22 protein-coding genes are annotated in these 23,750 nt (G+C 68.3%); 11 read left to right on the forward strand and 11 right to left on the reverse strand.

What is annotated here, in order from left to right:
• Positions 1-3: 3 nt before the first annotated feature.
• Both DTA22_RS08400 and DTA22_RS08405 read right to left on the reverse strand, forming a co-directional pair.
• Complete coding sequence (locus DTA22_RS08400; RefSeq protein ID WP_037232405.1) at positions 4-486, reverse strand: cation:proton antiporter regulatory subunit; 483 nt, start codon at positions 484-486, stop codon at positions 4-6.
• Positions 487-532: 46 nt separating this feature from the next.
• The gene (locus DTA22_RS08405) at positions 533-886 is read right to left on the reverse strand and encodes a DUF952 domain-containing protein (protein ID WP_112299170.1); all 354 of its coding nucleotides are present in this window, start codon (positions 884-886) and stop codon (positions 533-535) included.
• Between the two features lie 260 nt (positions 887-1,146).
• On the opposite strand from DTA22_RS08405, the gene DTA22_RS08410 reads away from it, so the two are divergent.
• On the forward strand, positions 1,147-1,341 hold the full coding sequence (locus DTA22_RS08410; protein WP_005240831.1) for a DUF7455 domain-containing protein: 195 nt from the start codon (positions 1,147-1,149) through the stop codon (positions 1,339-1,341).
• A 107-nt stretch (positions 1,342-1,448) separates the two neighbouring features.
• On the opposite strand, the gene DTA22_RS08415 is transcribed toward DTA22_RS08410, so the two are convergent.
• Positions 1,449-3,209, reverse strand: a complete 1,761-nt coding sequence (locus DTA22_RS08415; RefSeq protein ID WP_054246693.1) for a DEAD/DEAH box helicase — start codon at positions 3,207-3,209, stop codon at positions 1,449-1,451.
• A gap of 255 nt (positions 3,210-3,464) precedes the next feature.
• On the opposite strand from DTA22_RS08415, the gene DTA22_RS08420 reads away from it, so the two are divergent.
• Positions 3,465-4,637, forward strand: a complete 1,173-nt coding sequence (locus tag DTA22_RS08420; RefSeq protein ID WP_174233775.1) for a YihY/virulence factor BrkB family protein — start codon at positions 3,465-3,467, stop codon at positions 4,635-4,637.
• Here DTA22_RS08420 and DTA22_RS08425 read toward each other — a convergent pair.
• Positions 4,610-4,846 (reverse strand): DUF3039 domain-containing protein, encoded by a 237-nt coding sequence (locus DTA22_RS08425; protein ID WP_005240826.1) that lies wholly within the window; start codon positions 4,844-4,846, stop codon positions 4,610-4,612. The two genes, DTA22_RS08420 and DTA22_RS08425, sit on opposite strands and share 28 nt — an antisense overlap.
• Before the next feature lie 77 nt (positions 4,847-4,923).
• Here DTA22_RS08425 and DTA22_RS08430 point away from each other — a divergent pair, with 77 nt between their 5' ends.
• From DTA22_RS08430 to DTA22_RS08440, 3 genes are all read left to right on the forward strand, one after another.
• Positions 4,924-5,283, forward strand: a complete 360-nt coding sequence (locus DTA22_RS08430) for a DUF3099 domain-containing protein (RefSeq protein ID WP_037232413.1) — start codon at positions 4,924-4,926, stop codon at positions 5,281-5,283.
• A 30-nt stretch (positions 5,284-5,313) separates the two neighbouring features.
• Positions 5,314-6,792: a N5-glutamine methyltransferase family protein gene (locus DTA22_RS08435; protein ID WP_112299172.1), complete on the forward strand. Its 1,479-nt coding sequence runs from the start codon at positions 5,314-5,316 to the stop codon at positions 6,790-6,792.
• 166 nt (positions 6,793-6,958) lie between these two features.
• Entirely contained in the window at positions 6,959-7,930 is a 972-nt protein-coding gene (locus DTA22_RS08440; protein WP_037232419.1) for a sigma-70 family RNA polymerase sigma factor, read from the forward strand.
• 85 nt (positions 7,931-8,015) lie between these two features.
• On the opposite strand, the gene DTA22_RS08445 is transcribed toward DTA22_RS08440, so the two are convergent.
• Both DTA22_RS08445 and DTA22_RS08450 read right to left on the reverse strand, forming a co-directional pair.
• Entirely contained in the window at positions 8,016-10,778 is a 2,763-nt protein-coding gene (locus tag DTA22_RS08445) for a bifunctional acetate--CoA ligase family protein/GNAT family N-acetyltransferase (RefSeq protein WP_112299173.1), read from the reverse strand.
• Positions 10,771-12,042: an acetoin utilization protein AcuC gene (locus tag DTA22_RS08450; RefSeq protein ID WP_112299174.1), complete on the reverse strand. Its 1,272-nt coding sequence runs from the start codon at positions 12,040-12,042 to the stop codon at positions 10,771-10,773. The genes DTA22_RS08445 and DTA22_RS08450 overlap by 8 nt, the downstream gene beginning before the upstream one ends.
• A gap of 134 nt (positions 12,043-12,176) precedes the next feature.
• On the opposite strand from DTA22_RS08450, the gene DTA22_RS08455 reads away from it, so the two are divergent.
• Complete coding sequence (locus DTA22_RS08455) at positions 12,177-12,869, forward strand: metal-dependent transcriptional regulator (protein WP_005240804.1); 693 nt, start codon at positions 12,177-12,179, stop codon at positions 12,867-12,869.
• Positions 12,870-12,872: 3 nt separating this feature from the next.
• Complete coding sequence (galE, locus tag DTA22_RS08460; RefSeq protein ID WP_037232427.1) at positions 12,873-13,865, forward strand: UDP-glucose 4-epimerase GalE; 993 nt, start codon at positions 12,873-12,875, stop codon at positions 13,863-13,865.
• A 7-nt stretch (positions 13,866-13,872) separates the two neighbouring features.
• On the opposite strand, the gene DTA22_RS08465 is transcribed toward galE, so the two are convergent.
• From DTA22_RS08465 to DTA22_RS08475, 3 genes are all read right to left on the reverse strand, one after another.
• Positions 13,873-15,024, reverse strand: a complete 1,152-nt coding sequence (locus DTA22_RS08465; RefSeq protein WP_112299175.1) for a DUF4192 domain-containing protein — start codon at positions 15,022-15,024, stop codon at positions 13,873-13,875.
• Between the two features lie 160 nt (positions 15,025-15,184).
• Positions 15,185-15,850: a DUF5642 family protein gene (locus DTA22_RS08470; protein ID WP_112299176.1), complete on the reverse strand. Its 666-nt coding sequence runs from the start codon at positions 15,848-15,850 to the stop codon at positions 15,185-15,187.
• Positions 15,851-15,990: 140 nt separating this feature from the next.
• Positions 15,991-16,617: an MBL fold metallo-hydrolase gene (locus DTA22_RS08475; protein WP_112299264.1), complete on the reverse strand. Its 627-nt coding sequence runs from the start codon at positions 16,615-16,617 to the stop codon at positions 15,991-15,993.
• 264 nt (positions 16,618-16,881) lie between these two features.
• On the opposite strand from DTA22_RS08475, the gene DTA22_RS08480 reads away from it, so the two are divergent.
• From DTA22_RS08480 to DTA22_RS08490, 3 genes are all read left to right on the forward strand, one after another.
• Complete coding sequence (locus DTA22_RS08480; RefSeq protein ID WP_112299177.1) at positions 16,882-17,850, forward strand: proteasome assembly chaperone family protein; 969 nt, start codon at positions 16,882-16,884, stop codon at positions 17,848-17,850.
• A gap of 144 nt (positions 17,851-17,994) precedes the next feature.
• Positions 17,995-19,032 (forward strand): alpha/beta fold hydrolase, encoded by a 1,038-nt coding sequence (locus tag DTA22_RS08485; RefSeq protein ID WP_005240793.1) that lies wholly within the window; start codon positions 17,995-17,997, stop codon positions 19,030-19,032.
• Between the two features lie 40 nt (positions 19,033-19,072).
• Entirely contained in the window at positions 19,073-21,577 is a 2,505-nt protein-coding gene (locus tag DTA22_RS08490; protein WP_112299178.1) for a DEAD/DEAH box helicase, read from the forward strand.
• A gap of 3 nt (positions 21,578-21,580) precedes the next feature.
• Here DTA22_RS08490 and DTA22_RS08495 read toward each other — a convergent pair whose 3' ends face one another.
• A complete protein-coding gene (locus DTA22_RS08495) occupies positions 21,581-21,985 on the reverse strand; it encodes a DUF5997 family protein (protein WP_005240786.1) in 405 nt (134 codons plus the stop codon).
• 58 nt (positions 21,986-22,043) lie between these two features.
• Here DTA22_RS08495 and DTA22_RS08500 point away from each other — a divergent pair, with 58 nt between their 5' ends.
• Positions 22,044-22,793 (forward strand): LysR family substrate-binding domain-containing protein, encoded by a 750-nt coding sequence (locus DTA22_RS08500; RefSeq protein WP_112299179.1) that lies wholly within the window; start codon positions 22,044-22,046, stop codon positions 22,791-22,793.
• 9 nt (positions 22,794-22,802) lie between these two features.
• Here DTA22_RS08500 and DTA22_RS08505 read toward each other — a convergent pair whose 3' ends face one another.
• Positions 22,803-23,726 (reverse strand): hydrogen peroxide-inducible genes activator, encoded by a 924-nt coding sequence (locus DTA22_RS08505; protein ID WP_112299180.1) that lies wholly within the window; start codon positions 23,724-23,726, stop codon positions 22,803-22,805.
• Positions 23,727-23,750 lie beyond the last annotated feature (24 nt).

Below are 23,750 nucleotides of genomic sequence, written 5' to 3' on the forward strand. Positions count from 1 at the left end.
CCGTCAGCCGTTGGCCAGGAGCTTGGCTGACGCGTCCAGTCCGTCTGTGGTTCCGACGGCGACCAGGAGGTCACCGGAGGTGAGCAGGAAGTCGGGCTTCGGTGACGGGTACACCTGACCGGCCCGCATGACCGCGACGATCGAGACCCCGGTGCGGGTGCGCATCGCCGTGTCGCCGAGCGAGCGGCCGTCGAACCGGGAGTCCTCCTTGATGTACAGCTGCTTGGTGCGGATGCCGGGCAGGTCCCGGTGCTCCTCCTCCAGCTGCGCCACCAGTTGCGGTGCCCCCAGCAGATTGCTGAGGACTGCCGCCTCCTCGGTGGTGAGCGGCACGGACGCAGCGCACGCATCGGGATCGTCGGCCTTCGAGACGATCAGATCGGTGCGACCGTCGCGATGGGTGATGACACCGATGCGGCGACCGGCGGCGAGTTCGAAGTCCTTACGCACCCCGATACCCGGTAGTGGCGTCACTTCAACGTTCATGCCTCCACGGTAGACCGATCGGTGTGCCCACCGCGGAAGGCTCGCGTCAGCGCCGGGCCGGGAACGTTCCGTCGGCGTCGGGGCGGTACTCCTCGACCGCGGTGACCGCCGTGACGGGCAGCGGCCCGTACAGGTGTGGAAACAGCATCGACGCCGGATCGGCCGGCACGCCCGGCTCCCATTTCACCGGCGCACCGAGCGCGGCGGGGTCGAGCCTCAGCAGAACGAGGTCCGTGCGGCCGGCGAACAACCTGTTGGCGGGCAGATGCACTTGGGCGGGCGTCGAAAGGTGCACGAAACCGTCCGTCGCGAACGTCGCGGGCACTCGGGTGCCTTCGCGTTCCGCGGTGCGCCATTCGTCGCGGCTGCAGATGTGGACCAGCTGGTCTTCGGATTTCACTCGGTGAGACTAGCGTCACGCCCGAAAACGAATCAGCTGTCAGCGAACTCGGACCGTGCGGTCTGTTCACATCTGCGCTCGTCACGTCCCTGACGGCGCGTTTCCGGCGCGTTTCGTGTGTGATGCAACACTGAGAAACGCCGACGGGAACAACGCGTAAACCCCAAACGTCTGACAGAGTAGATCCACCGCGCCACCCCCGACGCGGCGGACCAAGGCCCCAGGCACTCGGCATCAGTCGAAGCCAGTACGGAGGAGTCATGCCCGGAACACTGACCAGCCCCCCGTTGACCGCAGCCGACCGGTGCGACCGGTGCGGTGCGGGAGCCCGCGTTCGCGCGGTTCTTCCGACCGGAGGAGAGTTGCTCTTCTGCGGTCACCACGCCAACGAGCACGCAGACCGTCTTCGCGAGATGAACGCCACGATCGTGTCCGAAGCCGAAGCTGCAATCTGATACGTCAGCCCGGGTGACCCGTCCCAGGCTCACCTCTTCAGCACAGAGACCGGCGAGTGCGATGCACTCGCCGGTCTCTTTGCGTTCGAGTCACCGGATGACGCCGGTCACCACTGGCGCAGGGTGGAGATCCGCTCGGTGAGCTGCTCGACGGTGGCGATCGCCGTGGGCGGTCCCCCGCAGACACGACGCAGTTCGCCGTGGATGGTGCCGTGCGGCTTGCCCGTCCTGTGGTGGTGCATCGCGACGAGACTGTTCAGTTCGCGGCGCAGCTGCGCGAGCTGTCCGGCGGCAGCCACCCGGTCCGCGACCTGAGGAACGGGCGTGTGCACGGGCGCGGGTGCAGGCTCCTGCTTGTCCAGCTGCTCCGACTGACGCTGACGCAGCAGCGCGCGCATCTGATCGGCGTCGAGCAGCCCGGGCAGACCCAGGTAGTCGGCCTCCTCGTCGGAGCCCGAGAACGTGGCCGTCCCGAAGGACGATCCGTCGTAGATCACCTGATCGAGCTCGGCGTCCGCGCCGAGCGAGGTGAACGCCTTCTCCTCCTCGCCGAGCTCGTCCTTCTGCTTGTTCGCGTCGGCGAGGAGGTCGTCGTCGAAGCCGTCCTTCTCCCGATGCGGCTTGCCGAGCACGTGGTCGCGCTGCGCCTCGAGCTGGCTGGCCAGGTCGAGCAGCACCGGAACCGACGGGAGGAACACGCTCGCGGTCTCGCCCTTGCGGCGGGACCGCACGAAACGCCCGATCGCCTGCGCGAAATACAGCGGGGTGGACGCACTGGTGGCATACACACCGACGGCCAGGCGGGGAACGTCGACGCCTTCCGACACCATGCGGACGGCGACCATCCATTTCTGGGTGCTCGCCCCGAACTCGGCGATCCGCTTGGACGCCGTCGGGTCGTCGGAGAGCACCACGACCGGGTCTTCCCCGGTGACCGCCTTCAGTGTCTGCGCGTACGCACGGGCCACAGTCTGGTCGGTCGCGATCACGAGACCTCCGGCGTCGGGCATGCCGCCTGTACGCAGCTGGCCCAGACGGGTGTCGGCGGCGTGCAGGACCGCGGGAATCCAGTCGCCCGACGGGTCCAGAGCGGTTCGCCACGCCCGGGCCGTCTGTTCCGCGCTGAGCGGCTCGCCGAGTCGCGCGGAGAACTCCTCACCCGCGTTGTTCCGCCAGCGTGCCTCGCCGGAGTACGCGAGGAACACGACAGGCCGGACGACGCCGTCCGCGAGGGCGTCCGAGTACCCGTAGGAGTGATCCGCCTTCGACCGCATCAGACCCTCGCGGTCGGGTTCGTACGTCACGAACGGGATCGCACTGTCGTCGCTGCGGAACGGCGTACCGGTCAGGGCCAGACGGCGGGTGGCGTCACCGAACGCCTCCCGGATGGCGTCACCCCAGCTCTTCGCGTCACCACCGTGGTGGATCTCGTCGAGGATGACCAGCGTGCGCCGGCTCTCGGTGCGGACCCGGTGCTTGAACGGGTGCGAGGCGACCTGCGCGTACGTCACCACGACACCCTGGTAGTCGCTGGACGTCTGCCCGGTCGAGTTCGAGAAGTACGAGTCCAGCGCGATGCCGTTGCGCGCGGCGGACTCGGCCCACTGGTGCTTGAGGTGCTCGGTCGGCGCGACCACGGTCACCTGATCGACGGTGCGGTCGCGCAGCAACTCCGACGCGACCCGCAGCGCGAACGTGGTCTTACCGGCGCCCGGCGTCGCGACCGCGAGGAAGTCCTGCGGTCCGGTGGACAGATACTTCGTCAGCGCACGACGCTGCCAGGCGCGCAGCGATCCTGCGGGTCTGGCAGGTTCGGTCTGTGCGAGGTAGGCCTCGGTGCCCACGATCTGCGCGGCCTCGGTTTCCATTCTCGGCGCCGACTGGGAGCCCACTGTCTCAGCACTCACGGGCTGCCCTCCGCTGGCATGGCACTGTTTGCTCGCACTCCTCGGTATTCGATCGACATGTCCGGGTCCAGACCCGAAGGCGCTGTCCGTCAAGGAGCCTAGCGCCCGGATCCGACGCGAACCGCATTCGCGAGTTCCGATAGTGACAGATTTGTCGCGACACGAGGACAGCAGCGGTGGGCAACCGGGCGTGTCGTCAGGGATGCTGGAAACATCATGACCGAAACACCCTCGACAACGCCGCGCAGTGGCGGTGACCCACCCCGGTCCGGGTGGCATCCGCTACGTCGCACACTGAGCGTGATCGGTCGCACAGCGAGCAAGGCTTGGGACGATTCGATCTTCGGAAAGGCGGCCACGGCGGCGTTCTGGCAGACGCTGTCGCTGCCCCCGCTCCTGCTAGGGCTCCTCGGGATGCTCGGCTATGTCGGCGGGTGGTTCGGACCCGACACCGTCGACATCATCCAGTCGAAGATCATCAACTTCAGCGGGACGGTGTTCAGCGACAGCGTCGTCGAACAGATCATCCGCCCGACGGTCGGCGACGTACTCGAACGCGGGCGTCCCGAGATCGTGTCACTGAGCTTTCTGCTGTCCCTGTGGGCCGGGTCGTCCGCCATCTCCACGTTCGTGGACTCGATCGTCGAGGCCCACGGTCAGCAGGAGGCGCGGCACCCCGTGTGGCAGCGCGTGTTCGCGTTGCTGCTCTACGTGATGTTCCTGATCCTCGCCGTGTTCACCCTGCCGCTGGTCGCGCTGGGGCCGACACTCGTCGGCAGGGTGCTCCCGGAGGCCTGGCGCACGATCGGGACCGAGATCGTCGACACGTTCTACTACCCCGGCGTGGGACTGCTGCTCATCGTCGGCCTGACGACGCTCTACAAGGTGGCGCTCCCCCGGTCGCTGCCCTGGCACCGACTCCTCGGCGGCGCGCTCGTCGCGGGGATCTTCTTCCTCGGCGCGAGCACCTGCCTGCGCCGCTACCTCTCCTGGGTGGCCGGAACCGGGTACACGTACGGGGCGCTGGCCACGCCGATCGCGTTCCTGCTGTTCACGTTCTTCCTCGGTTTCGCGGTGGTGCTCGGCGCCGAGTTCAACGCCACCGTCCAGGAGTTCTGGCCCGCCCGTGCGACCCGCATCGACCAGATGCGGGATTGGATCGCCGCGCAGGCCGAGAGTTCGCCGTCGACGGGTCCGGTGACCAGCCTCACTCGTCGTATCGCCACCGGTCCGATCAAGGTCGTCGGCGACCGAGCCCGCCCGGATGCGGCCGAACCGGTGTCCGGGAACGACGACGAGCCCGACGGCCCGGTACGAGAATCTCCCGAGCCACCGGGTGTGCGACGAGCGCCGGCGAAGCCTCAGTCGCCCTTGCGCAATCCTTCGTAGATCTTCTTGCAGTCAGGGCAGACCGGCGATCCCGGCTTCGCGGACTTCGTCACCGGAAACACCTCGCCGCACAACGCGACGACGTGAGTGCCCATGACGGCGCTCTCCGCGATCTTGTTCTTCTTGACGTAGTGGAAGAACTTGGGAGTGTCGTCATCGGTCGACTCGTCGGTGGTGACGTCGGGCCGTTCCTTGGTTTGAGTGCTCACCCCTCAATAATGCCGCAACCGGCCGACGATCCCACCCCCTGTGTGCATTTCCCGCCTGACAGTGGAACAGTGGAGACATGGCACGAAGTGCAGGGTTCGGCGGGTCTCACGACGCCGGCTCACCGAGCAATCCGGTTCTCATCACCGAGGCAGCGCAATCCATCGAGGATCAACACCGCGCCCGGGTCCGCAAGTACCTGCTCATCATGTCCTTCCGGTTCCCCGCGCTGATCTTCGCGGCGGTGGCGTACGGCATCTGGGAGAACCCGTGGATCTCGATGGCGATTATCGGTGTGTCGATCCCGCTGCCGTGGATCGCGGTCCTCATCGCCAACGACCGGCCGCCGCGCACCAAGGACGAGCCCAGCCGGTACGACCACCGCGAGTCGCCGTCCACGGCCCTGCCCGCGCCGCCACACCACACGATCGAGGGCTGACGCAGTCGGGCGTGCTGCAACAATGCACGAGTGAACCGTGACGAGCTGCTGTCGATCTGCCCCTCTCTGCGTGAGGCCCTCCGCCGCAACCGGTACGACACGGACACTCTGCTCGATGCGCTGGGCCCCGAGGTCCATGCGGCGTTGAGCCGCAACGAGCCGGTCCCGGTGCGCCGGGCCAGCGCCGGCTGCGGCGAACTCGGCACCCTGATCCGCCTGTTCCTTCTCACCGACGACTGTCCCGTCGGTGAGGTGGCCGCGGCGCTGTCCCCGCTTCCGGTCGAGGACGCCGTCGCGGCCGGCCTACTCGAATCCGACGGCGACGCGGTCCGGGCAGCCCTCGACCTCCGTCCGATGGACATCGGCGGTGGCAACCGCTGGGTGCTCTCCGACCTCGACGGCGCACTCCGCCCCCGCGAGACCCCCGTCGACCACGTCATCGGCGTCGGGCACGCGTCGCTGTCGCTGTTGCAGGCCACCCCGACCGCGCCGGTCGGGACACTGCTCGACGTCGGGACCGGTTGCGGAATCCAGGCCCTGCACGGCGCGTCCTACGCCGGCTCGGTCACGGCCACGGACCTGAACGTCCGTGCCGTCGATCTGGCGGCCGTCACGGCGGCGCTCAACGAGGAAGAGGTGGAACTGCTCGCCGGGTCGTGGTTCGAGCCGGTCGAGGGCCGGACGTTCGATCAGGTCGTGGCCAATCCGCCGTTCGTCGTCAGCCGCGCCCGGGTGGGTCACACCTACCGCGACTCCGGACTCGACCTCGACGGCGCGAGTGAGCTGATGATCTCCCAGGTGGCCGACTACCTCGCGCCCGGCGGGACGGCGGCGCTGCTGGCGTCCTGGATCCACGTCGAGGGCGAGGACTGGCGCGCCCGGGTGGCGTCCTGGCTTCCCGCCCACGGGATCGACGCGTGGGTGGTGCAGCGGGACGTCGCGGACCCGGCCCTGTACGTCGGCACCTGGATGCGGGACGGCGGCCTCGACACCCGGGACCCGTCCACCGCGACGATCGCCGGGGACTGGCTGGATCACCTCGCGAGCGCGAACGTCGAGGGGGTCGGCTTCGGGTTCGTCTACCTGCGCCGGACCGACGCACCCACCGATCTGATGGCGGAGGATCTCACCCACGGCTTCACCGACCCCTTGGGCGCGGAGGCGCTCGCGTACTTCGAGCGGGTGGCGTGGCTGCGCGAGCACGACGTGCTCACCGCGCGTTTCCGCGTCGAGGAGAGCACCGCCCTGGAGCGGGTGTTCCTGCCCGGCGAGGAGGGGTGGACCCAGGTGGTCGCCCGGTTGCACCGGGGGAACGGCCCGGCGTGGCAGCACGAGGTCGACGATCTCGTCGCCTCGCTCGTCGCGGGCATGCGCGGCGACGGCCTCGTGCTGGGCGAATTGATCGAGCTCCTCGCCGCCGCCCACGGCGTCGACGCCGAGGAACTCGCGCAGTCGGCGGTGCCGCTCGTGCACGCCCTCGTCCGGCACGGCCTCGTGCTTCCCGCGTAGCCGCCGGGTTCCCGATCCGTCCCCCTTATACGTGTTCTCAGCAACTTCTCAGGACCGAATCGAGGAACCCGCAGGTCACAGCCTCCTCGCAAATTACCGGCCGGGAACTTTCCCAGGCCTTCGGCGCGTTGATCCATATGAGACACCACCGATGAGGAGGCAAGTCATGACAAGCCCCAGCACCACTACTCGCATTCGCCCCAGCGCTGCCGATCTGGACGCCCAGAGCCCCGCTGCCGACCTGGTCCGGGTCTACCTGAACGGAATCGGCCGTACAGCTCTGCTGACGGCCGCAGACGAGGTAGAACTGTCCAAGCGAATCGAGGCTGGGCTGTACGCCGCGCACATCCTGGAGACCGGGAAGCGTCTTTCCCCCGCCAAGAAGCGCGACCTCGCGACGATCGTCCGTGAAGGACAGTCCGCCCGCGCACACCTCCTCGAGGCTAATCTGCGGCTCGTCGTCTCGCTCGCGAAGCGGTACACCGGACGCGGCATGCCCCTGCTGGACCTCATCCAGGAGGGCAACCTGGGTCTGATCCGCGCGATGGAGAAGTTCGACTATGCGAAGGGGTTCAAGTTCTCGACGTATGCCACCTGGTGGATTCGTCAGGCGATCACCCGCGGCATGGCCGACCAGAGCCGGACGATCCGGCTCCCAGTGCACCTCGTGGAGCAGGTCAACAAGCTGGCCCGCATCAAGCGTGAGCTGCATCAGCAGCTCGGGCGTGAGGCGACGGACGACGAGCTGGCCGAAGAGTCCGGAATCCCGGCGCACAAGATCGCGGATCTCCTCGATCACAGCCGCGACCCGGTGAGCCTCGACATGCCGGTCGGCAACGACGAGGAAGCACCCCTGGGCGACTTCATCGAGGACTCCGAGGCCACGTCGGCGGAGAACGCCGTGATCGCCGGTCTCCTGCACAGCGATGTGCGCAGCGTGCTGGCCACCCTCGACGAGCGTGAGCAGCAGGTCATCCGCCTGCGTTACGGTCTCGACGACGGTCAGCCGCGCACCCTCGACCAGATCGGCAAGCTTTTCGGGCTCTCCCGCGAGCGTGTCCGTCAGATCGAGCGCGAAGTGATGGGCAAGCTGCGTCAGGGCGACCGCGCCGAGCGGCTGCGCTCCTACGCCAGCTGACGAGAGTCTCCCACCGGAATCAGCGCCGGTGCCGGGTCGTACGCGACCGGCACCGGCGTTGCGCTGTCTGCGGGCCTCTGATCGATCAGCGCAGGCGGCGGGGGCCGAGGTCGGCGACGCTGGGCTCGGGGCCGATCCGCACGCGCGAATCGGTGATCTGGGCGCCTTCGGCGGAGGCGAGCACGGGTTCGCAGGCCAGTTCCCGTACCTCTGGGAGGTCGTCGGCGAGCGCGGAGATCCGCTGCACGAGGTCGACGAGAGCCGATTTGTTCACCGGTACGGCGCTGCGGTAGCCGGACAGCAGCGGCGCGGCCTTCGGTGCGTCGATCAGTTCCGCGGCGGCATCCTCGGTGAGGGGCAGCACCCGGTAGGCGCGGTCGCCGAGGAGGTCGGAGATCACGCCGGCGAGTCCGAACGAGATGAGCGAACCGAACGACGGGTCGTCCTGCACACCCACCACACAACCGATTCCCTTGGTGGCCATTCGCTGCACGTGGAGTAGCGGTTCACCGGACGCGGCGGCGAGGTCGCGGTAGGCCCAGCGGACCGAATCGGGCCCGACCAGATCGAGGCGGACGCCACCGAGGTCCGGCCGGTGCCGCCACTGCTCCCCCGTCGCCTTCACCGCGACCGGGTATCCCAATTCCTCGGCGGCCTGCACGGCCTCGTCTTCGGTGGTGGCGGAACGGAATTCCACGACGTTCACGCCGTAGCACGCGAGGAGCTGCGATGCCTCGAAGTCCGACAGCCACCGTCCCGCCGACGTCGAGAGCCAGCCGTCGACCATCGTCTTCGCCCGCTCCGGATCGATCCCGTTGGGGCGCACAACTTTCGAGGACGGTTTACTCTTCCACGCCGAGTACCGCCAGGCACGGGCCAGTGCCAGCGCCGCGCGTTCCGGACCGGGATAGGAGGGAACCGAACCGCGCGTCGGGTGCCCGTCCTCACCTCGGACCGCCAGGACGTCGGGCACACCCTCCGCCGCGAGGAACGTCGTGAGGACGGGTTTGTCGGCTTCACGCACCGCCTCCCGCAGCGCCTGGGCATAGGGTTCGACGGGAACGGCGACCGGTGGAACGAACACGGCGATCACCGAATCGACGTCGAAGGACGTGAGCGCCGTCCGCACGGCCGCCGCGAACTCCTCGGGACCGGCCTGCGGACCGAGGTCCACGGGGTCGCCGACCTGCAGACCCTCACTGCGGGCCGCGTCCGCGGCGAGCACACCGAGCGCGGTGGAGTTTCCGACCACGGCGAGCCGGGGGCCCGCGGGCAGCGGCTGATACCCGAACAGCAGCGCACAGTCGAACAACTGAGAGATCGACCCGACCTGCACCACACCGGCCTGCTCGAAGAGGGCGCGGACGATCGAATCGTCCATCTCGCCGCCGCTGGCCGCCAACGCGGGCGGGACGGCATGCCGGCCGCTCTTGACCGCGACGATCGGCTTGTTCCGCGCCACCCGGCGTGCGATTCGCGAAAACTTGCGGGGATTACCGAAACTCTCCAGGTACAGCAGCACCACCTCGGTGGCCGGATCGGAATCCCAGTACTGCAGGAGGTCGTTGCCGGAGACGTCGGCGCGGTTTCCCGCGGAGACGAAGGCGGACAATCCGATTCGGCTCCGCGCGGCCTCGTCGAGGATGGCGATGCCGAGTGCGCCGGACTGGCAGAAGAATCCGACGTTGCCGGGGCTCGGCAGCACCGGCGCGAGGGTGGCGTTCAACGAGACCTCGCTGTCGTTGTTGGCCACGCCGAGCGCGTTGGGACCGATCAGCCGCATCCCGTGCGCGCGGGCGGCGTGGACGAGGCGACGTTCGGACTGCCGTCCGTCCATCCCGGTTTCACTGAATCCCGAAGACACGACGACGAGGGCCTTGACCCCCTTGTCCAGGCAGTCGTCGAGGACGGCGTTGATCGATTCGGCGGGTACCGCGACGACGGCGAGATCCACCTCGTCGGGGATGTCGCGGACGGTCGGGTACGCCCGAACACCGTGAACCGAACGGTGCTCGGCGTTGACCGGATACACCGGGCCCGTGAATCCCGCCCGCAGCAGGTTGGTCAGCACGGCGTTGCCGACCTTTGCCCGATCGGTGGACGCACCGATCACCGCGACCGACCGCGGACTGAGGACGTTGCGCATGCTGCGCGCCTCGGCGGCCCGCTCGCGGGAATTGCGCACGGACACCATCGCTTCGGTGGGGTCGATCGCGAATTCGAGCTTGAGCACTCCGCCCTCGAAACTGCGGCTCACCTGATATCCCGCTTCACGGAACACCGTCACCATGTTCCGGTTCTCCGCGAGGACCTCGGCGACGAACATCGTCAGGCCGTTCTCGGCGGCCGCCGCGGCCAGGTGTTCGAGGAGAATCGGCCCGAGTCCGCGGCCCTGATGCGCGTCGGCGACGACGAACGCCACCTCCGCGGACTTGCCGTCCCCCTCGCCGATGAGCCGCTCGTACCGGCCGACGGCGATGATCTCGTCCCCGAGCAGCACCACGAACGCCACCCGGTCATGGTGATCGACGGTGGTGAAATGAACGATGTCCCGTTGCGACATGGTCGGGTAGGGGCCGAAATACCGCAGATAACGGGTGCGCTCGGAGAGCTTCGAGTGGAACGCGACGAGTTTGTCCGCGTCCTCGGGCACGATCGGTCGCAACGCCACCGCTCCGCCGTCCGCCGCCAGCACATCGGCGACCCAGTGCCGCGGGTAGTCGTGCGCGGTGTCGGGTTTCGCTTTCGCCTCTGTCGTGACCGACGATTCGGTGCCGCTCGACGATTCGGTGCCGCCCGACGAGTCGATGCCGTCGGTGGTCTCACTGCCGTCCGTCGGCTCAGTCACGGGGATCCTCCGGGTCGAGTCCGAGTAGTGGGAAGCACGCGCGGCGAGTGGCGATGACGGCCGAGTCGATCCGTGTCAGGGCGCGGTCGACCGACGGGATCCCGGTTTCCGGTGTGCCACCGGGACCGTCCCAGGGCCGGTAGTCGACCTCGCCGCCGTCGCCCATCGTGTCCGGCAGGTCGACGCTGGGCGCGAGCGCGTGTGCCCGCTCCTGCCAGCCCTCGGGTACGGCACGGCCCGTGTCGATCTCGCGGTCGAGCGCTGCGGCGATGAGGTGGGTCCACGCGCGGGGCACCACACGGACGAGGCCGTAGCCGCCGCCGCCGACGGCGAGCCAGCGTCCTTCGGAGTAGCGGTCGGCGAGGTCGCGCATCGCGAGGAACGCGGCCCGCTGGCCGTCGACCGTGAGCGCGAGGTCGGCCAGCGGGTCCTCGCGGTGGCTGTCGACACCGCACTGGCTGATCACGATCTGGGGCCGGAACGCCGCGAGGGCGCCCGGAACGACGGCGTGGAAACCACGCAGCCACAACGCATCGACGGTGCCGGGCAGCACGGGGAGGTTGACGGCGGTGCCCTCCCCCGATCCCTCACCGACCTCGCTCGACCACCCCGTGTTGGGCCAGAGCGTCGCCGGATGCTGGTGGAGCGAGATCGTCAGGACCCGTGGGTCGTGCGCGAACGCGTGCTGGACTCCGTCACCGTGGTGCGCGTCGACGTCGATGTAGGCGATCCGGTCGAAACCGTGGTCCAGCAGCCAGGAGATCGCAATGGCGACATCGTTGTACACACAGAAGCCGGAGGCCCAGTCGGGCATCGCGTGATGCATGCCGCCGCCGATGCTCACGGCGCGACGGGTGCGTCCTGCGGCGATCTCCTGCGCCGCGGCGAGGGAACCGCCCGCGAGGATGGCGCTCGCCTCGTGCATCTGGGGGAAGACGGGATTGTCCTCGGTGCCGAGCCCGTGCGGGGCGTCCGCCCCGAGCACACCCGACGTCGCCGAGTGCCCGGCCTGTTTGACTGCTTCGACGTACGCGGGAGTGTGGATCCGCAACAGGTCTGCGTCCGAGGCGGCGTCGGGCCGCAACAGTTCGACCCCCTCCAGAGTCCCGAGGCTGCGGGCGAGCGACATGGTCAGGTCGAGCCGGGTGGGGTTCATCGGGTGGTCCGCACTCCACCGATAACTGAGATAGTCCGGACTCCACACGACTGCACGGTGCGATACCAGTGCAGCCGAATCCTCCCCGGAACTGAACGACGCGGTCATGAACTCACGCTACTGGTCCCCCGCGGAGGGTGCGAGCAGACCCCGGCACGACCGGCACCGACGCGCTGCGGGGACGGACGGCGCCGGTGGCGGGCAATCACCGGTAGAATCAACCGAGACGAAGGGGTGTGAGTGTGAAGGATCTGGTCGACACCACGGAGATGTACCTCCGGACGATCTATGACTTGGAAGAAGAGGGCGTCGTCCCACTTCGAGCACGTATTGCCGAACGACTCGAGCAGAGCGGTCCGACGGTCAGCCAGACCGTTGCCCGGATGGAGCGTGACGGTCTCCTCCTGGTCGCCGGTGACCGCCACCTGGAACTGACGGAGAAGGGCCGCGAACTCGCGGTGTCGGTGATGCGGAAGCACCGCCTTGCCGAGCGACTGCTGGTCGACGTCATCGGCCTCAAGTGGGAAGAGGTTCATGCGGAGGCGTGCCGATGGGAGCACGTCATGAGCGAGGAAGTCGAGCGGCGCCTCGTGGAGGTGCTCAACAACCCCACTACTTCGCCGTACGGCAACCCGATTCCGGGGCTCGCGCTGCTCGGGCTGGACCGCCCGGTCGACGCCCCCGAGACGCTCATCCGGCTCACGGACGTGCCGCCCGGCAAGCCGACCGCTGTCGTCGTCCGACGTCTCGCCGAGCACGTGCAGTCGGATCCGGACGTCATCGGGCAGCTGCGTGAGGCGGGCGTCGTTCCGGACGCGCGCGTCACTGTCGAGACCAAGCCCGGTTCGGTCACGATCACGGTGCCCGGCCACAGCGGGTTCGATCTGTCCGAGGAGATGGCGCACGCCGTCCAGGTGAAGCAGGTTCAGGGATAGTCGATGAAACTTCTGGTCACCGGCGGCGCCGGCTATGTCGGCAGCGTCTGCAGCACGGTCCTGCTCGAACGCGGACACGAGGTCGTCATCATCGACGACCTGTCCACGGGTAACGCCGACGCGGTGCCGCTCGGTGCCGAGTTCGTCGAGGGCGACGTCGCGGAGGTGGTGTCGGACGTGCTCGGCACGAGCGGCACACCCCGCTTCGACGGCGTCCTGCACTTCGCGGCGCAGTCGCTCGTCGGCGAGTCCGTCCAGTTCCCGGAGAAGTACTGGCGCGGCAACGTCGTCACCACGCTCGAACTTCTGGAGGCCATGCGCCATTCGGGGACGCGGAAACTCGTGTTCTCCTCGACCGCCGCGACATACGGCGAGCCCGAGCACTCGCCGATCACGGAGGCCGATCCGACCCGTCCCACCAATCCGTACGGGGCGACGAAACTCGCGATCGACCATGCCATCACGTCGTACTCGGTGGCTCATTCGCTCGCGGCGACCAGCCTGCGGTACTTCAACGTCGCGGGAGCGTACAAATCGGCGGGCGAGAACCGGGTCGTCGAAACGCATTTGATTCCTCTCGTGCTCCAAGTGGCGCTCGGTCAGCGGGAGAAGATCTCGATCTTCGGAACCGACTGGCCGACTCCGGACGGAACGGCGATCCGCGACTACATCCATGTGCTCGACCTCGCCGAGGCGCACGTGCTGGCACTGGAGTCGTCGATCGAGGGCAGGCACCGCATCTACAATCTCGGCAGCGGTGCGGGTTTCAGTGTGCGCGAAGTCATCTCCGCGTGTGCGCGGGTCACCGGGCTGCCCATCGCGGTCGAGGACGCACCGCGCCGGGCGGGCGATCCCGCCGTCCTCGTGGCATCGAGTGATCGGGCGATCGCGGATCTCGGGTGGCGGCCGGAGCACACCGACCTCGACGAGATCGTCGCCGACGCCTGGGCCTACCTGCAGGAACTGGGCGACCGGTCGCACGCGGCACGCCGGTGACGCCGGCTCAGTCCGCGATCTGCCGGGGCAGCACGACACCGATCGCTTCGGCTCGCTCGTGACCGATGTCGGCAAGGCCCCGCACCTCGGCCGGCCGGAGTCCGGAGTGCAGTGCACCGTCGAGCAGGGTGGCCAGTACGTGCCCCGGCTCCGAGTCCAGTGCGGCGGCCAACGCGATGCCGGCGAACGGCCCGTCGCCACGCAGGTAGGCACTGTATCCGAGTAGCGCCGCCGGGTTCGCGCGTTCCGGGTCCGGGAGGTTGCGGGCGAGGAGGATCCACAGTTGCTCCGCGTCGTCGGCGTACGGGCCGACGGCCAGAGCGAGCGCGCTGTCTCGGACGGTGACATTGTCCAGCGCGAGCGCCAGTTCCGCATATTCCGGCGCGAGGAGCCTCTCCCCGGACGACACTCGTGCGACGTGCGTCAGCACCAGTTCGAGTTCGAGACGGTGACCGCGCTCCGGCGTGGCCGAACGTTCGGCCAATTCCCTTCGCAGAAGGGATGATTGACGGCCGCGCTCGATGAGGGCGGCGATCTGCATCCGTTCGAGCACCGGGCCCACCTCGATCGTGGCTTCCAGCTCCTCGCGCGAAGAGCGGATGGCCCTGCCCTCGACGACCCGTGCGAGCGCGACCCGCGAGGACGTCGGATCGGACTGGGCTCCGTACCCACCGCCGCCGAGGAGGCTGAACCATTCGCGGCCGGCCGCGATCTCCGCCGTGACGAACACGTCGAGAAGTTCGGTCGGCGTGCAGTCGAGGAGCTCTTCGAATTCTTCGACGATCGCGGACAGTTCGTCCAGGGAGATCGCGTCCGGGTCGGTGAAGCGGTCGTCGACGAGCACCAGGAGCACCCCGGTGGCCCGCTCCCTCTCGCAGACGGTGGCGAACTGACCCAACGCCGCGTACATCGGCGGGGTCGGCACGTCGCCACCGCTGAGGACCAGGTCGTGTCTCATGACGGCTCCGACCGACGGGTTGCGCTCCCCGGTCAGGCACACCGCCACGATCGACCGGGCAGGCCGGAATCCGAGCAGTGCGGGAACCGAGGCGAGAAGGTCGCCCGGGGCGGACAACGTGACGGTGTGCTGATGCGGGGGCGGTCCCCCGCCGGGATCGTCGGAGAAACCGGAACCGTGCGGGAATGCGGGTGTCGTCATACATCAGACTCTGACGGGCCGACGCGTCGGCGCGCCGCGGGCGAACTGGCGAAACACAAAGGGTTGTGGATGGGCAATCGCTTGTGGACAACCGGGTCGCCGCGCCGCGCGGGCGCGCCGATCGGCCGAGAAGTCGTCGGAACCCTGTGCTAGGGCCCGCTCAGCTGTTCTGCACCTTCTGCACCGCGGCGGTGAACACCTCGTCGAGAGCGACGGTGTCGGCCTTCGCGTCGCCGAACGACATGAAGGTCGCGGACACCCGCACGTCGCCCACCTGCGCGATCAACGTGACCATCGACTGGGTGACCTTGTCGCTCTCGTTGCCGGACTTGACGGTCCGCCGCAGCGCGAGGGTGTCGTCGGCCCGGACCGGAGGGGCAGGCATGATCTCGGTGGTGACGGTGGACTCGGCGCCACTGTCCGTCACGGTGACCTCGCCGCACTTCTTCGTCTGTGCCGCCAGTTCGTCGAGGGGTGTATCGGTTCTGGTGAGCTCGACCGAGATCGTCGAACGGCTCGCATTGTCCGTGCCCACCACCATGACGGTGCCGGTCGGACCGTAGTCCTGCGCAGGCGGCGCACAGTCCGCGGGATCCACCTCCGCGCCCTGTGGTACGCCCGTCAGGTCGGGTGCCGCCATCGACACGGCCTGGGCGGGCAGCACGATCGCCTCGTACCGGGCCGGGAAGTCGGCCGGATCGACCAGAAGCTTCGACAGTCCCTTTCCGGACGGCGAACCCGCCGCGATCGTGGTGCTCGGCTGCGGGACGCCGGAGACCGTCGAGGAACACCCGGAAAGTAACGTCACCGCGGCCAGCGAGACCACCGGGACATAGATGGCCGTCCGTACCGCTGTGCGCCGAGACCTCACCGTCGACCTCCCGTGTCGGATGTGTGGTGCTCCCACCCGGGGAGCCTTTCCGCCACTCTGCCACGCCGGCGCGCCGACAGCGGGGAGGCTGCGGCTCAACTGCCGCGGGCGATCCACTCCTCCAGATGCGGGGATTCGGTCCCGATGGTGGTTCCGTCGCCGTGCCCGGTGCGGACCGTCGTCGACGGCGGCAGCGCGAACAGACGGTCGCGAATGGACCCGATGATGGTCGGGAAGTCCGAGTAGGAACGCCCGGTGGCTCCCGGTCCGCCCGAGAACAGGGTGTCACCACTGAACAGTTCCCCCGCCTCCGGCAGATACAGGCAGCAGGAACCGGGAGAGTGCCCGGGCGTGTGGAGCACGCGGAGACCGGTCCCGGCCACCTCGATCTCCTGCCCGTCCTCGATCGGCGTGTAGGTGACGGCGGGGTGAGTCTGTCGCCACAACACGTCGTCGGCCGCGTGGAGGTAAAGGGGGGCGTCCAGTGCCGTGGACAGTTCGGGCGCCACGGTGACGTGGTCGTTGTGGCCATGGGTGCAGACGATGGCCTTCACGCGCCTGCCGCCGACAGCCTCGACGATCGGGGCGGCGGTGTGGGCGGCATCGATCACCACCACCTCGGAGTCGTCGCCGACGATCCACACATTGTTGTCGACGTCCCAGGTGCCCCCGTCGAGACTGAAGGTGCCGGAGGTGACCACCCGGTCGATGCGCACGCTCACGACGCGGCCGCACTTCTTCTTCGTAGCCGTGCCGACATCGTGCACCTCCAGGATCGTCGTCTCAGACCGTGCCGTTCCTCACATTGCCACAGACCGTGCGCGGGATCTCGCTGTGGGCGAACACCGGAAGGCTTCTGACGGGAATTATCGGTCGTCCGCGCCGTGTTCCCCCAGAGCAGGACCTCCGAGAGCAAAGTCCGACGTATCGATGCCGGAGACGATAGGGGACACTGGAGGCCAGGCACGAAGGAGAAGAGGTCTGTGATGGACGAACAGTCGAAGATGTACGAGCTGGAGTTCCCGGCACCGCAGCTGTCCTCCGCGGACGGCCAGGGCCCTGTACTGATCCACGGACTCGAGGGCTTCTCCGACGCTGGCCACGCCGTCAAACTCGCCACGACGCATCTGCGCGAGAGCCTGGAGAGTGAGCTGGTCGCCTCCTTCGCGGTCGACGAACTCGTCGATTACCGCTCGCGTCGGCCCACCATGACGTTCAAGGCCGATCACTTCTCGGACTACGACCAGCCCGAGCTGAACCTGTATGCGCTGAAGGACACGGCGGGCACCCCGTTCCTGCTGCTGGCCGGTATGGAGCCCGATCTCCGCTGGGAGCGGTTCACCACGGCGGTGCGCCTGCTGGCCGAGCAGCTCGGTGTGCGCCGGACCGTGGGCATCAACGCCATTCCGATGGCCATCCCGCATACCCGCCCGCTCGGGGTGACCGCGCATTCCACCAACAAGGACCTGATCAAGGACCACCAGCGCTGGTCCGGTGAACTGCAGGTACCCGGCAGCGCGTCCTCGCTGATCGAGTTGCGGATGGCGCAGCACGGGCACGAGTCCGTCGGATTCTCTGTTCACGTTCCCCATTACCTCGCTCAGACGGACTACCCGGGGGCCGCCGAGACCCTCCTCGAGAATGTGAGTGACGTCACCGACCTGGATCTGCCTCTCGCCGCGCTCGGCGAGGCCGCCGCACGCGTCCGCGAACAGGTCGATGAGCACATCGCGGGTAACGAGGAGGTACAAACCGTCGTCCACGCCCTGGAACGTCAGTACGATGCGTACGTAACGGCTCAAGAACAGCAGTCCACGCTCCTGGCCAGCGAGGAAGACCTGCCGAGCGGCGACGAACTCGGTGCAGAATTCGAGCGTTTCCTCGCGGAACAGGCCCTGCAGGACGGCGAGGGCGGCGACTCCGGGGAGGAGGGGGGATCGCAGGGCGGGGCGTGACCGAGGAGCGGTTGTGCGGTCGCCACTCGGACACTGTGCGACCGCACGGTCCAGTTGTTCGGCCGACAGCGGTGCAATAGCGTCGAGATGAAGCGGATGATTGAGCTGTCAACATTCGGGAGTGCACCTAGTTCAGGAGGCGACATGAGCGACACTCGCATTCGTAAGCTCAGGCCCGTTCCGAACGCCGAAACCCGCATGATGTTCCGCACGATCCACGGCTACCGCCGCGCGTTCCGCATGGCAGGCGAGGGTCCCGCGCTTCTGCTGATCCACGGCATCGGCGACAACTCGTCCACCTGGACCGAGATCATCCCGCACCTCGCCAAGAACTACACCGTCATCGCCCCCGATCTGCTGGGCCACGGCCGCTCCGACAAGCCGCGGGCCGACTACTCCGTCGCGGCGTACGCCAACGGCATGCGCGATCTGCTGTCCACCCTGGGTATCGACAAGGTCACCGTCGTCGGTCACTCCCTCGGTGGCGGTGTCGCCATGCAGTTCTCCTACCAGTTCCCGCAGATGGTCGACCGGCTCGTCCTGGTCTCGGCCGGCGGCGTCACCAAGGACGTTCACCCGCTCCTCCGTCTCGCGTCGGTTCCGGTGGTCAACGAGGCCCTGAAACTGCTGCGCATTCCCGGCGCGATGCCCACTGTGCGTCTGGTGGGCAACGTGTTGAGCCAACTGAACGGAACGCGACTGCGTCCCGGTGCGATGCTGCACGACACACCCGACCTGGTACGCGTACTCGCGGAACTGTACGACCCCACGGCCTACGAGGCGTACCTGCGCACCCTGCGCGCGGTCGTCGACTGGCGCGGCCAGGTCGTCACCATGCTCGACCGATGTTATCTGACCGAGAATCTCCCGGTGCAGCTCATCTGGGGCGATCAAGACGCCGTCATTCCGGTGAGTCACGCCCACCTCGCGCACGCGGCGATGCCCGGCTCACACCTCGAGATCTTCCGCGGCGCAGGCCATTTCCCGTTCCGCGACGACCCGATGCGATTCCTGCGCACCATCGAGAAGTTCCTGTCCGTGACTCATCCCCTGCAGTTCGACGAAGCGAAGTGGCGGCAGATGCTCGTCACCGGCGTCGGTGAGAGCACCATCACGGGCAGCGCGTCCACCCGCATGGCGGTCCTCGACGCAATGGGATCGGACGAACGCAGCGCCACATAGGCCCGGCCGCGGCGCACCGCGGTCCGGCTAGCCTGTAGCAGTGCTTCTCTCCGACCTGCTCCCCGACAACGCGGATTCCGATTCCGTTTTCGACGCCTTCACCTCCTGGACCGAGGAACGAGGTCTGACGCTCTACCCCGCCCAGGAAGAATCCGTCATGGAGCTGGTGTCCGGGGCCAATGTGATCCTGGCGACGCCCACTGGATCGGGCAAGTCGATGGTGGCGGTCGGCGCCCACTTCTACGCGATGGCCACCGGTAAGCGCACCTTCTACACGGCCCCGATCAAAGCCCTTGTCAGCGAGAAATTCTTCGCGCTGTGCGAGGTGTTCGGCGCGGAGAACGTCGGCATGATGACCGGCGACGCCGCCGTCAACTCGCGGGCGCCGATCATCTGCGCGACCGCCGAGATCGTCGCGAACCTCGCACTGCGCGAGGGCCCCGACTCCGACATCGGTCAGGTCGTGATGGACGAGTTCCACTTCTACTCCGAACCCGACCGGGGCTGGGCGTGGCAGGTCCCCCTCGTCGAACTCCCCCACGCCCAGTTTCTCCTCATGTCGGCCACCCTCGGGGAGGTCGACTTCTTCTCGTCCGATCTCACCCGCCGGACCGGCAGGCCCACCACCGTCGTGGCGGGCACCGAGCGTCCCGTTCCCCTCCTGTTCTCGTACGCCACGACTCCCGTGAGCGAGACGATCGAGGAACTGGTGACCACCAATCAGGCCCCGGTCTACGTGGTCCACTTCACCCAGGCCGCAGCCCTGGAACGGGCGCAGGCCCTGACCAGCGTCAACTTCTGTTCGCGCGAGGAGAAGGACGCCATCGCGGAAGCGCTCGGCGGCTTCCGGTTCACCACCGGATTCGGCAAGACGCTCTCGCGCCTCGTCCGGCACGGTATCGGCGTCCACCACGCCGGCATGCTGCCGAAGTACCGCCGCCTCATCGAGAAGCTGGCGCAGGACGGTCTGCTGAAGGTCATCTGCGGCACCGACACCCTCGGCGTGGGGATCAACGTCCCCATCCGCACCGTGCTCCTCACCGGGCTGACCAAGTTCGACGGCACCCGCACGCGGCACCTCCGCGCCCGCGAGTTCCACCAGATCGCGGGACGCGCGGGACGCGCCGGCTACGACACCCTGGGCACCGTGGTGGTGCAGGCGCCCGAACACGAGGTCGAGAATCTGCGTGCGCTGGCCAAGGCAGGCGACGACCCGAAGAAGCGTCGGAAGGTGCAGCGCAAGAAGGCGCCCGACGGCTTCGTGTCGTGGAGCGAGGCCACGTTCGATCGCCTCGTCGCCGCGTCTCCCGAACCGCTCATCTCACGGTTCTCCGTGTCGAACTCCATGCTGCTCAACGTGATCGCACGACCGGGCAACTGCTTCGAGTCCATGCGGCACCTCCTCGAGGACAACCACGAGTCGCGGCCCGCGCAGCGCAAGCACATCCTCAAGGCGCTGTCGTTGTACCGCGGGCTGATCGACGCCGGCGTCGTGCAGAGACTCGACGAACCCGACGCCGACGGCCGCATGGCCCGGCTCACGATGGAACTCCAGCGGGACTTCGCGCTCAACCAGCCGCTGTCCCCGTTCGCCCTGGCCGCCCTCGAACTCCTCGACGTCGAATCCGATTCCTATGCACTGGATGTGGTGTCGGTGATCGAGTCGACCCTCGACGACCCGCGGCAGGTCCTCATGGCGCAGCAGCACTTCGCCCGCGGTGAGGCGGTCGCGCAGATGAAGGCCGACGGGATCGAGTACGAGGAACGCATGGAACTGCTCGAGGAGGTCACCTGGCCCAAGCCTCTCGCAGACCTGTTGTTCCCCGCGTTCGAGATGTACCGCGGTGGGCATCCGTGGATCACGGAGTTCGCGCTGTCGCCCAAGTCGGTCGTGCGCGACATGGTCGAGCGGGCCATGACGTTCGCCGAAATGGTCAGCCACTACGGCCTGGCCCGTTCGGAAGGGCTCGTGCTGCGGTATCTTGCGGACGCGTATCGCGCTCTGCGCCAGACCGTTCCGACCGAGGCCCGGACGGAGGAGCTGGACGACCTCATCGAGTGGCTGGGCGAGCTGATCCGCCAGGTGGATTCGAGCCTGCTCGACGAATGGGAATCACTCACCGACCCCGGCGCCGAGGGAGACGACCAGCAGGTCGCGTTCGGCGCCGACGTGCCGCGTCCCATCTCGGCGAACACGCGGGCATTCCGGGTCATGGTGCGCAACGCCATGTTCCGGCGTATCGAACTCGCGTCGCGGCGGCGGTGGGCCGAACTGGAGGGACTCGACGACGGCATCGACGCCGACGAGTGGGAGGACCAGCTCCAGCCGTACTTCGACGAATACGACTCCCTGGGCACCGGCCCCTCGGCGCGCGGCCCCCAGCTGTTCCAGGTGGAGACCGCGCCCGAGCTGTGGCGGGTCCGGCAGGTCCTCGAGGACCCGCAGGGCGATCACGGGTGGGCGTTGACGGCGGTCGTCGACCTCCCCGAGTCCGACGCGGCCGGCGAAGTGATCTTCGACGAGCTCAGCATCGTCGAGGGTTAGCGGTCAGGAACGCGGCCGGCGAGGCTGATCACGCCGCGCCGCGTTCTTCTCCTTGATGCGGACGGTCTCCTTGCGGACCTCGGCCTGGGTGGCGCGTTCCTGCTGCAGCCACTCGGGACGATCCGCCATGAGCGCGTCGATCTGCTCGGTGGTGAGCGCCTCGGTGACGCCGCCTCGGGCGAGGCCGGCAATGGACACCCCCAGCTTCGCCGCGACCACCGGCCGCGGGTGCGGGCCGTTGCGGCGCAGCTCGAGCAGCCACTCCGGAGGATCGCTCTGCAGTGCACTCAGCTCGTCGCGGGAGACGAGACCCTCCTGGAACTCCGCGGGGGTGGCCTCGAGGTACACGCCCAGCTTCTTCGCCGCGGTGGCGGGCTTCATAGTCTGAGGGCTCTTGTGCGACGTCATGGTGTCAAGAGTAACGAGCGTGTGCGGTGCCGTTGACCAAGGCCGGTAGCCTGACGGAGTGACAGACGCGGATGCATCCCCATCGTTCCGGCTCGCGTATGTCCCGGGCGTGACCCCCACCAAGTGGGTGCGCATCTGGAACGAACGGCTGCCCGACGTCCCGCTCACCCTCGTCCCGGTGACGGCCGCGGACGCGCCCGACCAGTTGCGCGGCGGCGGCGCGGACGCGGGCCTGGTGCGGCTGCCGATCGACCGGACCGGTCTCAGCGCCATCCCCCTGTACACCGAGATCCCCGTGGTGGTGGCTCCGAAGGACCACGTCGTCGCGGCGGTGGACGAGGTGTCGATCGCGGATCTGGCCGACGAGATCGTGCTGCATCCACACGACGACATCCTCGTGTGGGACAACGTGCCGGGATTGCCCGCCCAGGACCGCCCGGCCACGACGGCCGACGCGATCGAACTGGTTGCCGCGGGGATCGGGCTGCTCATCGTCCCGCAGTCGCTCGCCCGGCTCCACCACCGCAAGGACCTCGTCTACCGGACGGTGTCGGACGGCCCGGAGTCGCGGATCGCGCTGTCGTGGCCCGAAGACGAGACCACCGAACTGGTGGAAGAGTTCATCGGCATCGTCCGAGGCCGAACCGTCAATAGTTCCCGGGGCCGCACCCCGACGCCGGCTCAGCCGAAGAAGAAGCGTCCCGCCGCGGCGGCGGCACGCCAGAAACCGGCCGCGGGGGCCAGGACGTCACGGTCCGGCTCCGGAACGAAGGGCGGCAAGAAGGGCAAACCGCGCCGGCGGTCGTAGCCCCGACCGTCAGGCGGGTCCGCCGACCGACGCCGTCTTCGTGAGCAGGCCGGCGAGCTGCGCGTAGCCGTCCGCACGGGCACTGGACGAGCGGAACACGAGTCCGATCGTGCGGCCCGGCGCCGGAGCCGCGAAGCGGGCGGTCGCGAGCGGTCCCCGTCCCGTCTCGACCTGGACTGCGGACTCCGGCACCAGGGTCACCCCGAGTCCGCCGGCAACGCACTGCACCACCGTGGACAGCGAAGTGGCGCGGGTATCGCCCGCCACCGGGTGCGCATCGACCGAGCGGCACAGATCGAGGGTCTGGTCGCGCAGGCAGTGCCCCTCGTCGAGCAGCAGGAGTGGAAGCGCGTCCAGCATCTGCGGTGAGACGTCGGTGCGACCCGCCAGTGCATGCCCCTCGGGGACGACCATCACGAAATCTTCTGTGTACAAAGGAATGTCGACGAGACCGCTGACACCGCTCGGCAACGCCAGCACCGCGACGTCGAGCGCGCCCACTCGCAGCGCCTCCAGGAGCCGCGCCGTCTGATCCTCGATGACCTGCGGCTCGAGGGCGGGCATCTCCTCGCGCAGCGCCGGCAGCAGGGCAGGCAGCACGTAGGGGGCCACGGTGGGGATCAGCCCGATACGCAGCGGTCCGGCCAGCCGGTCGCCGACACCCGCGGCCGTCGCGACGAATCCGTCCGCCGCCTCGAGGATGACCTTGGCCTGACCGAGGAGCCGCTCCCCCGCCGGGGTGACGAGCACGCGTCGGGTGCTGCGCTCGATGAGCTGCACGCCGAGCCCGTTCTCCAGGGCGGCGAGCGACTGCGACAGTGTGGGTTGACTCACACTCAATCGTGCTGCCGCCGTGCCGAAATGGCGGTACTCCGCGACTGCGACGAACGCGCGCAGCTGCGACAGTGTGGGTTGATAGCTCTGATCGGCCATGCCTATCAGTCTAACGCCATCCAT

Source organism: Rhodococcus wratislaviensis (assembly GCF_900455735.1).
GTDB lineage: Bacteria > Actinomycetota > Actinomycetes > Mycobacteriales > Mycobacteriaceae > Rhodococcus_F > Rhodococcus_F wratislaviensis.

Coding starts and splice junctions, on each gene's coding strand:
- DTA22_RS08430 (WP_037232413.1), top strand. CDS start 4,924: ATGGCACGAAGTGCAGGGTTCGGCGGGTCTCACGACGCCGGCTCACCG.
- galE (WP_037232427.1), top strand. CDS start 12,873: ATGAAACTTCTGGTCACCGGCGGCGCCGGCTATGTCGGCAGCGTCTGC.
- DTA22_RS08495 (WP_005240786.1), bottom strand. CDS start 21,985: ATGACGTCGCACAAGAGCCCTCAGACTATGAAGCCCGCCACCGCGGCG.
- DTA22_RS08440 (WP_037232419.1), top strand. CDS start 6,959: ATGACAAGCCCCAGCACCACTACTCGCATTCGCCCCAGCGCTGCCGAT.
- DTA22_RS08485 (WP_005240793.1), top strand. CDS start 17,995: ATGAGCGACACTCGCATTCGTAAGCTCAGGCCCGTTCCGAACGCCGAA.
- DTA22_RS08420 (WP_174233775.1), top strand. CDS start 3,465: ATGACCGAAACACCCTCGACAACGCCGCGCAGTGGCGGTGACCCACCC.
- DTA22_RS08505 (WP_112299180.1), bottom strand. CDS start 23,726: ATGGCCGATCAGAGCTATCAACCCACACTGTCGCAGCTGCGCGCGTTC.
- DTA22_RS08410 (WP_005240831.1), top strand. CDS start 1,147: ATGCCCGGAACACTGACCAGCCCCCCGTTGACCGCAGCCGACCGGTGC.
- DTA22_RS08480 (WP_112299177.1), top strand. CDS start 16,882: ATGGACGAACAGTCGAAGATGTACGAGCTGGAGTTCCCGGCACCGCAG.
- DTA22_RS08465 (WP_112299175.1), bottom strand. CDS start 15,024: ATGACGACACCCGCATTCCCGCACGGTTCCGGTTTCTCCGACGATCCC.
- DTA22_RS08450 (WP_112299174.1), bottom strand. CDS start 12,042: ATGACCGCGTCGTTCAGTTCCGGGGAGGATTCGGCTGCACTGGTATCG.
- DTA22_RS08415 (WP_054246693.1), bottom strand. CDS start 3,209: ATGGAAACCGAGGCCGCGCAGATCGTGGGCACCGAGGCCTACCTCGCA.
- DTA22_RS08400 (WP_037232405.1), bottom strand. CDS start 486: ATGAACGTTGAAGTGACGCCACTACCGGGTATCGGGGTGCGTAAGGAC.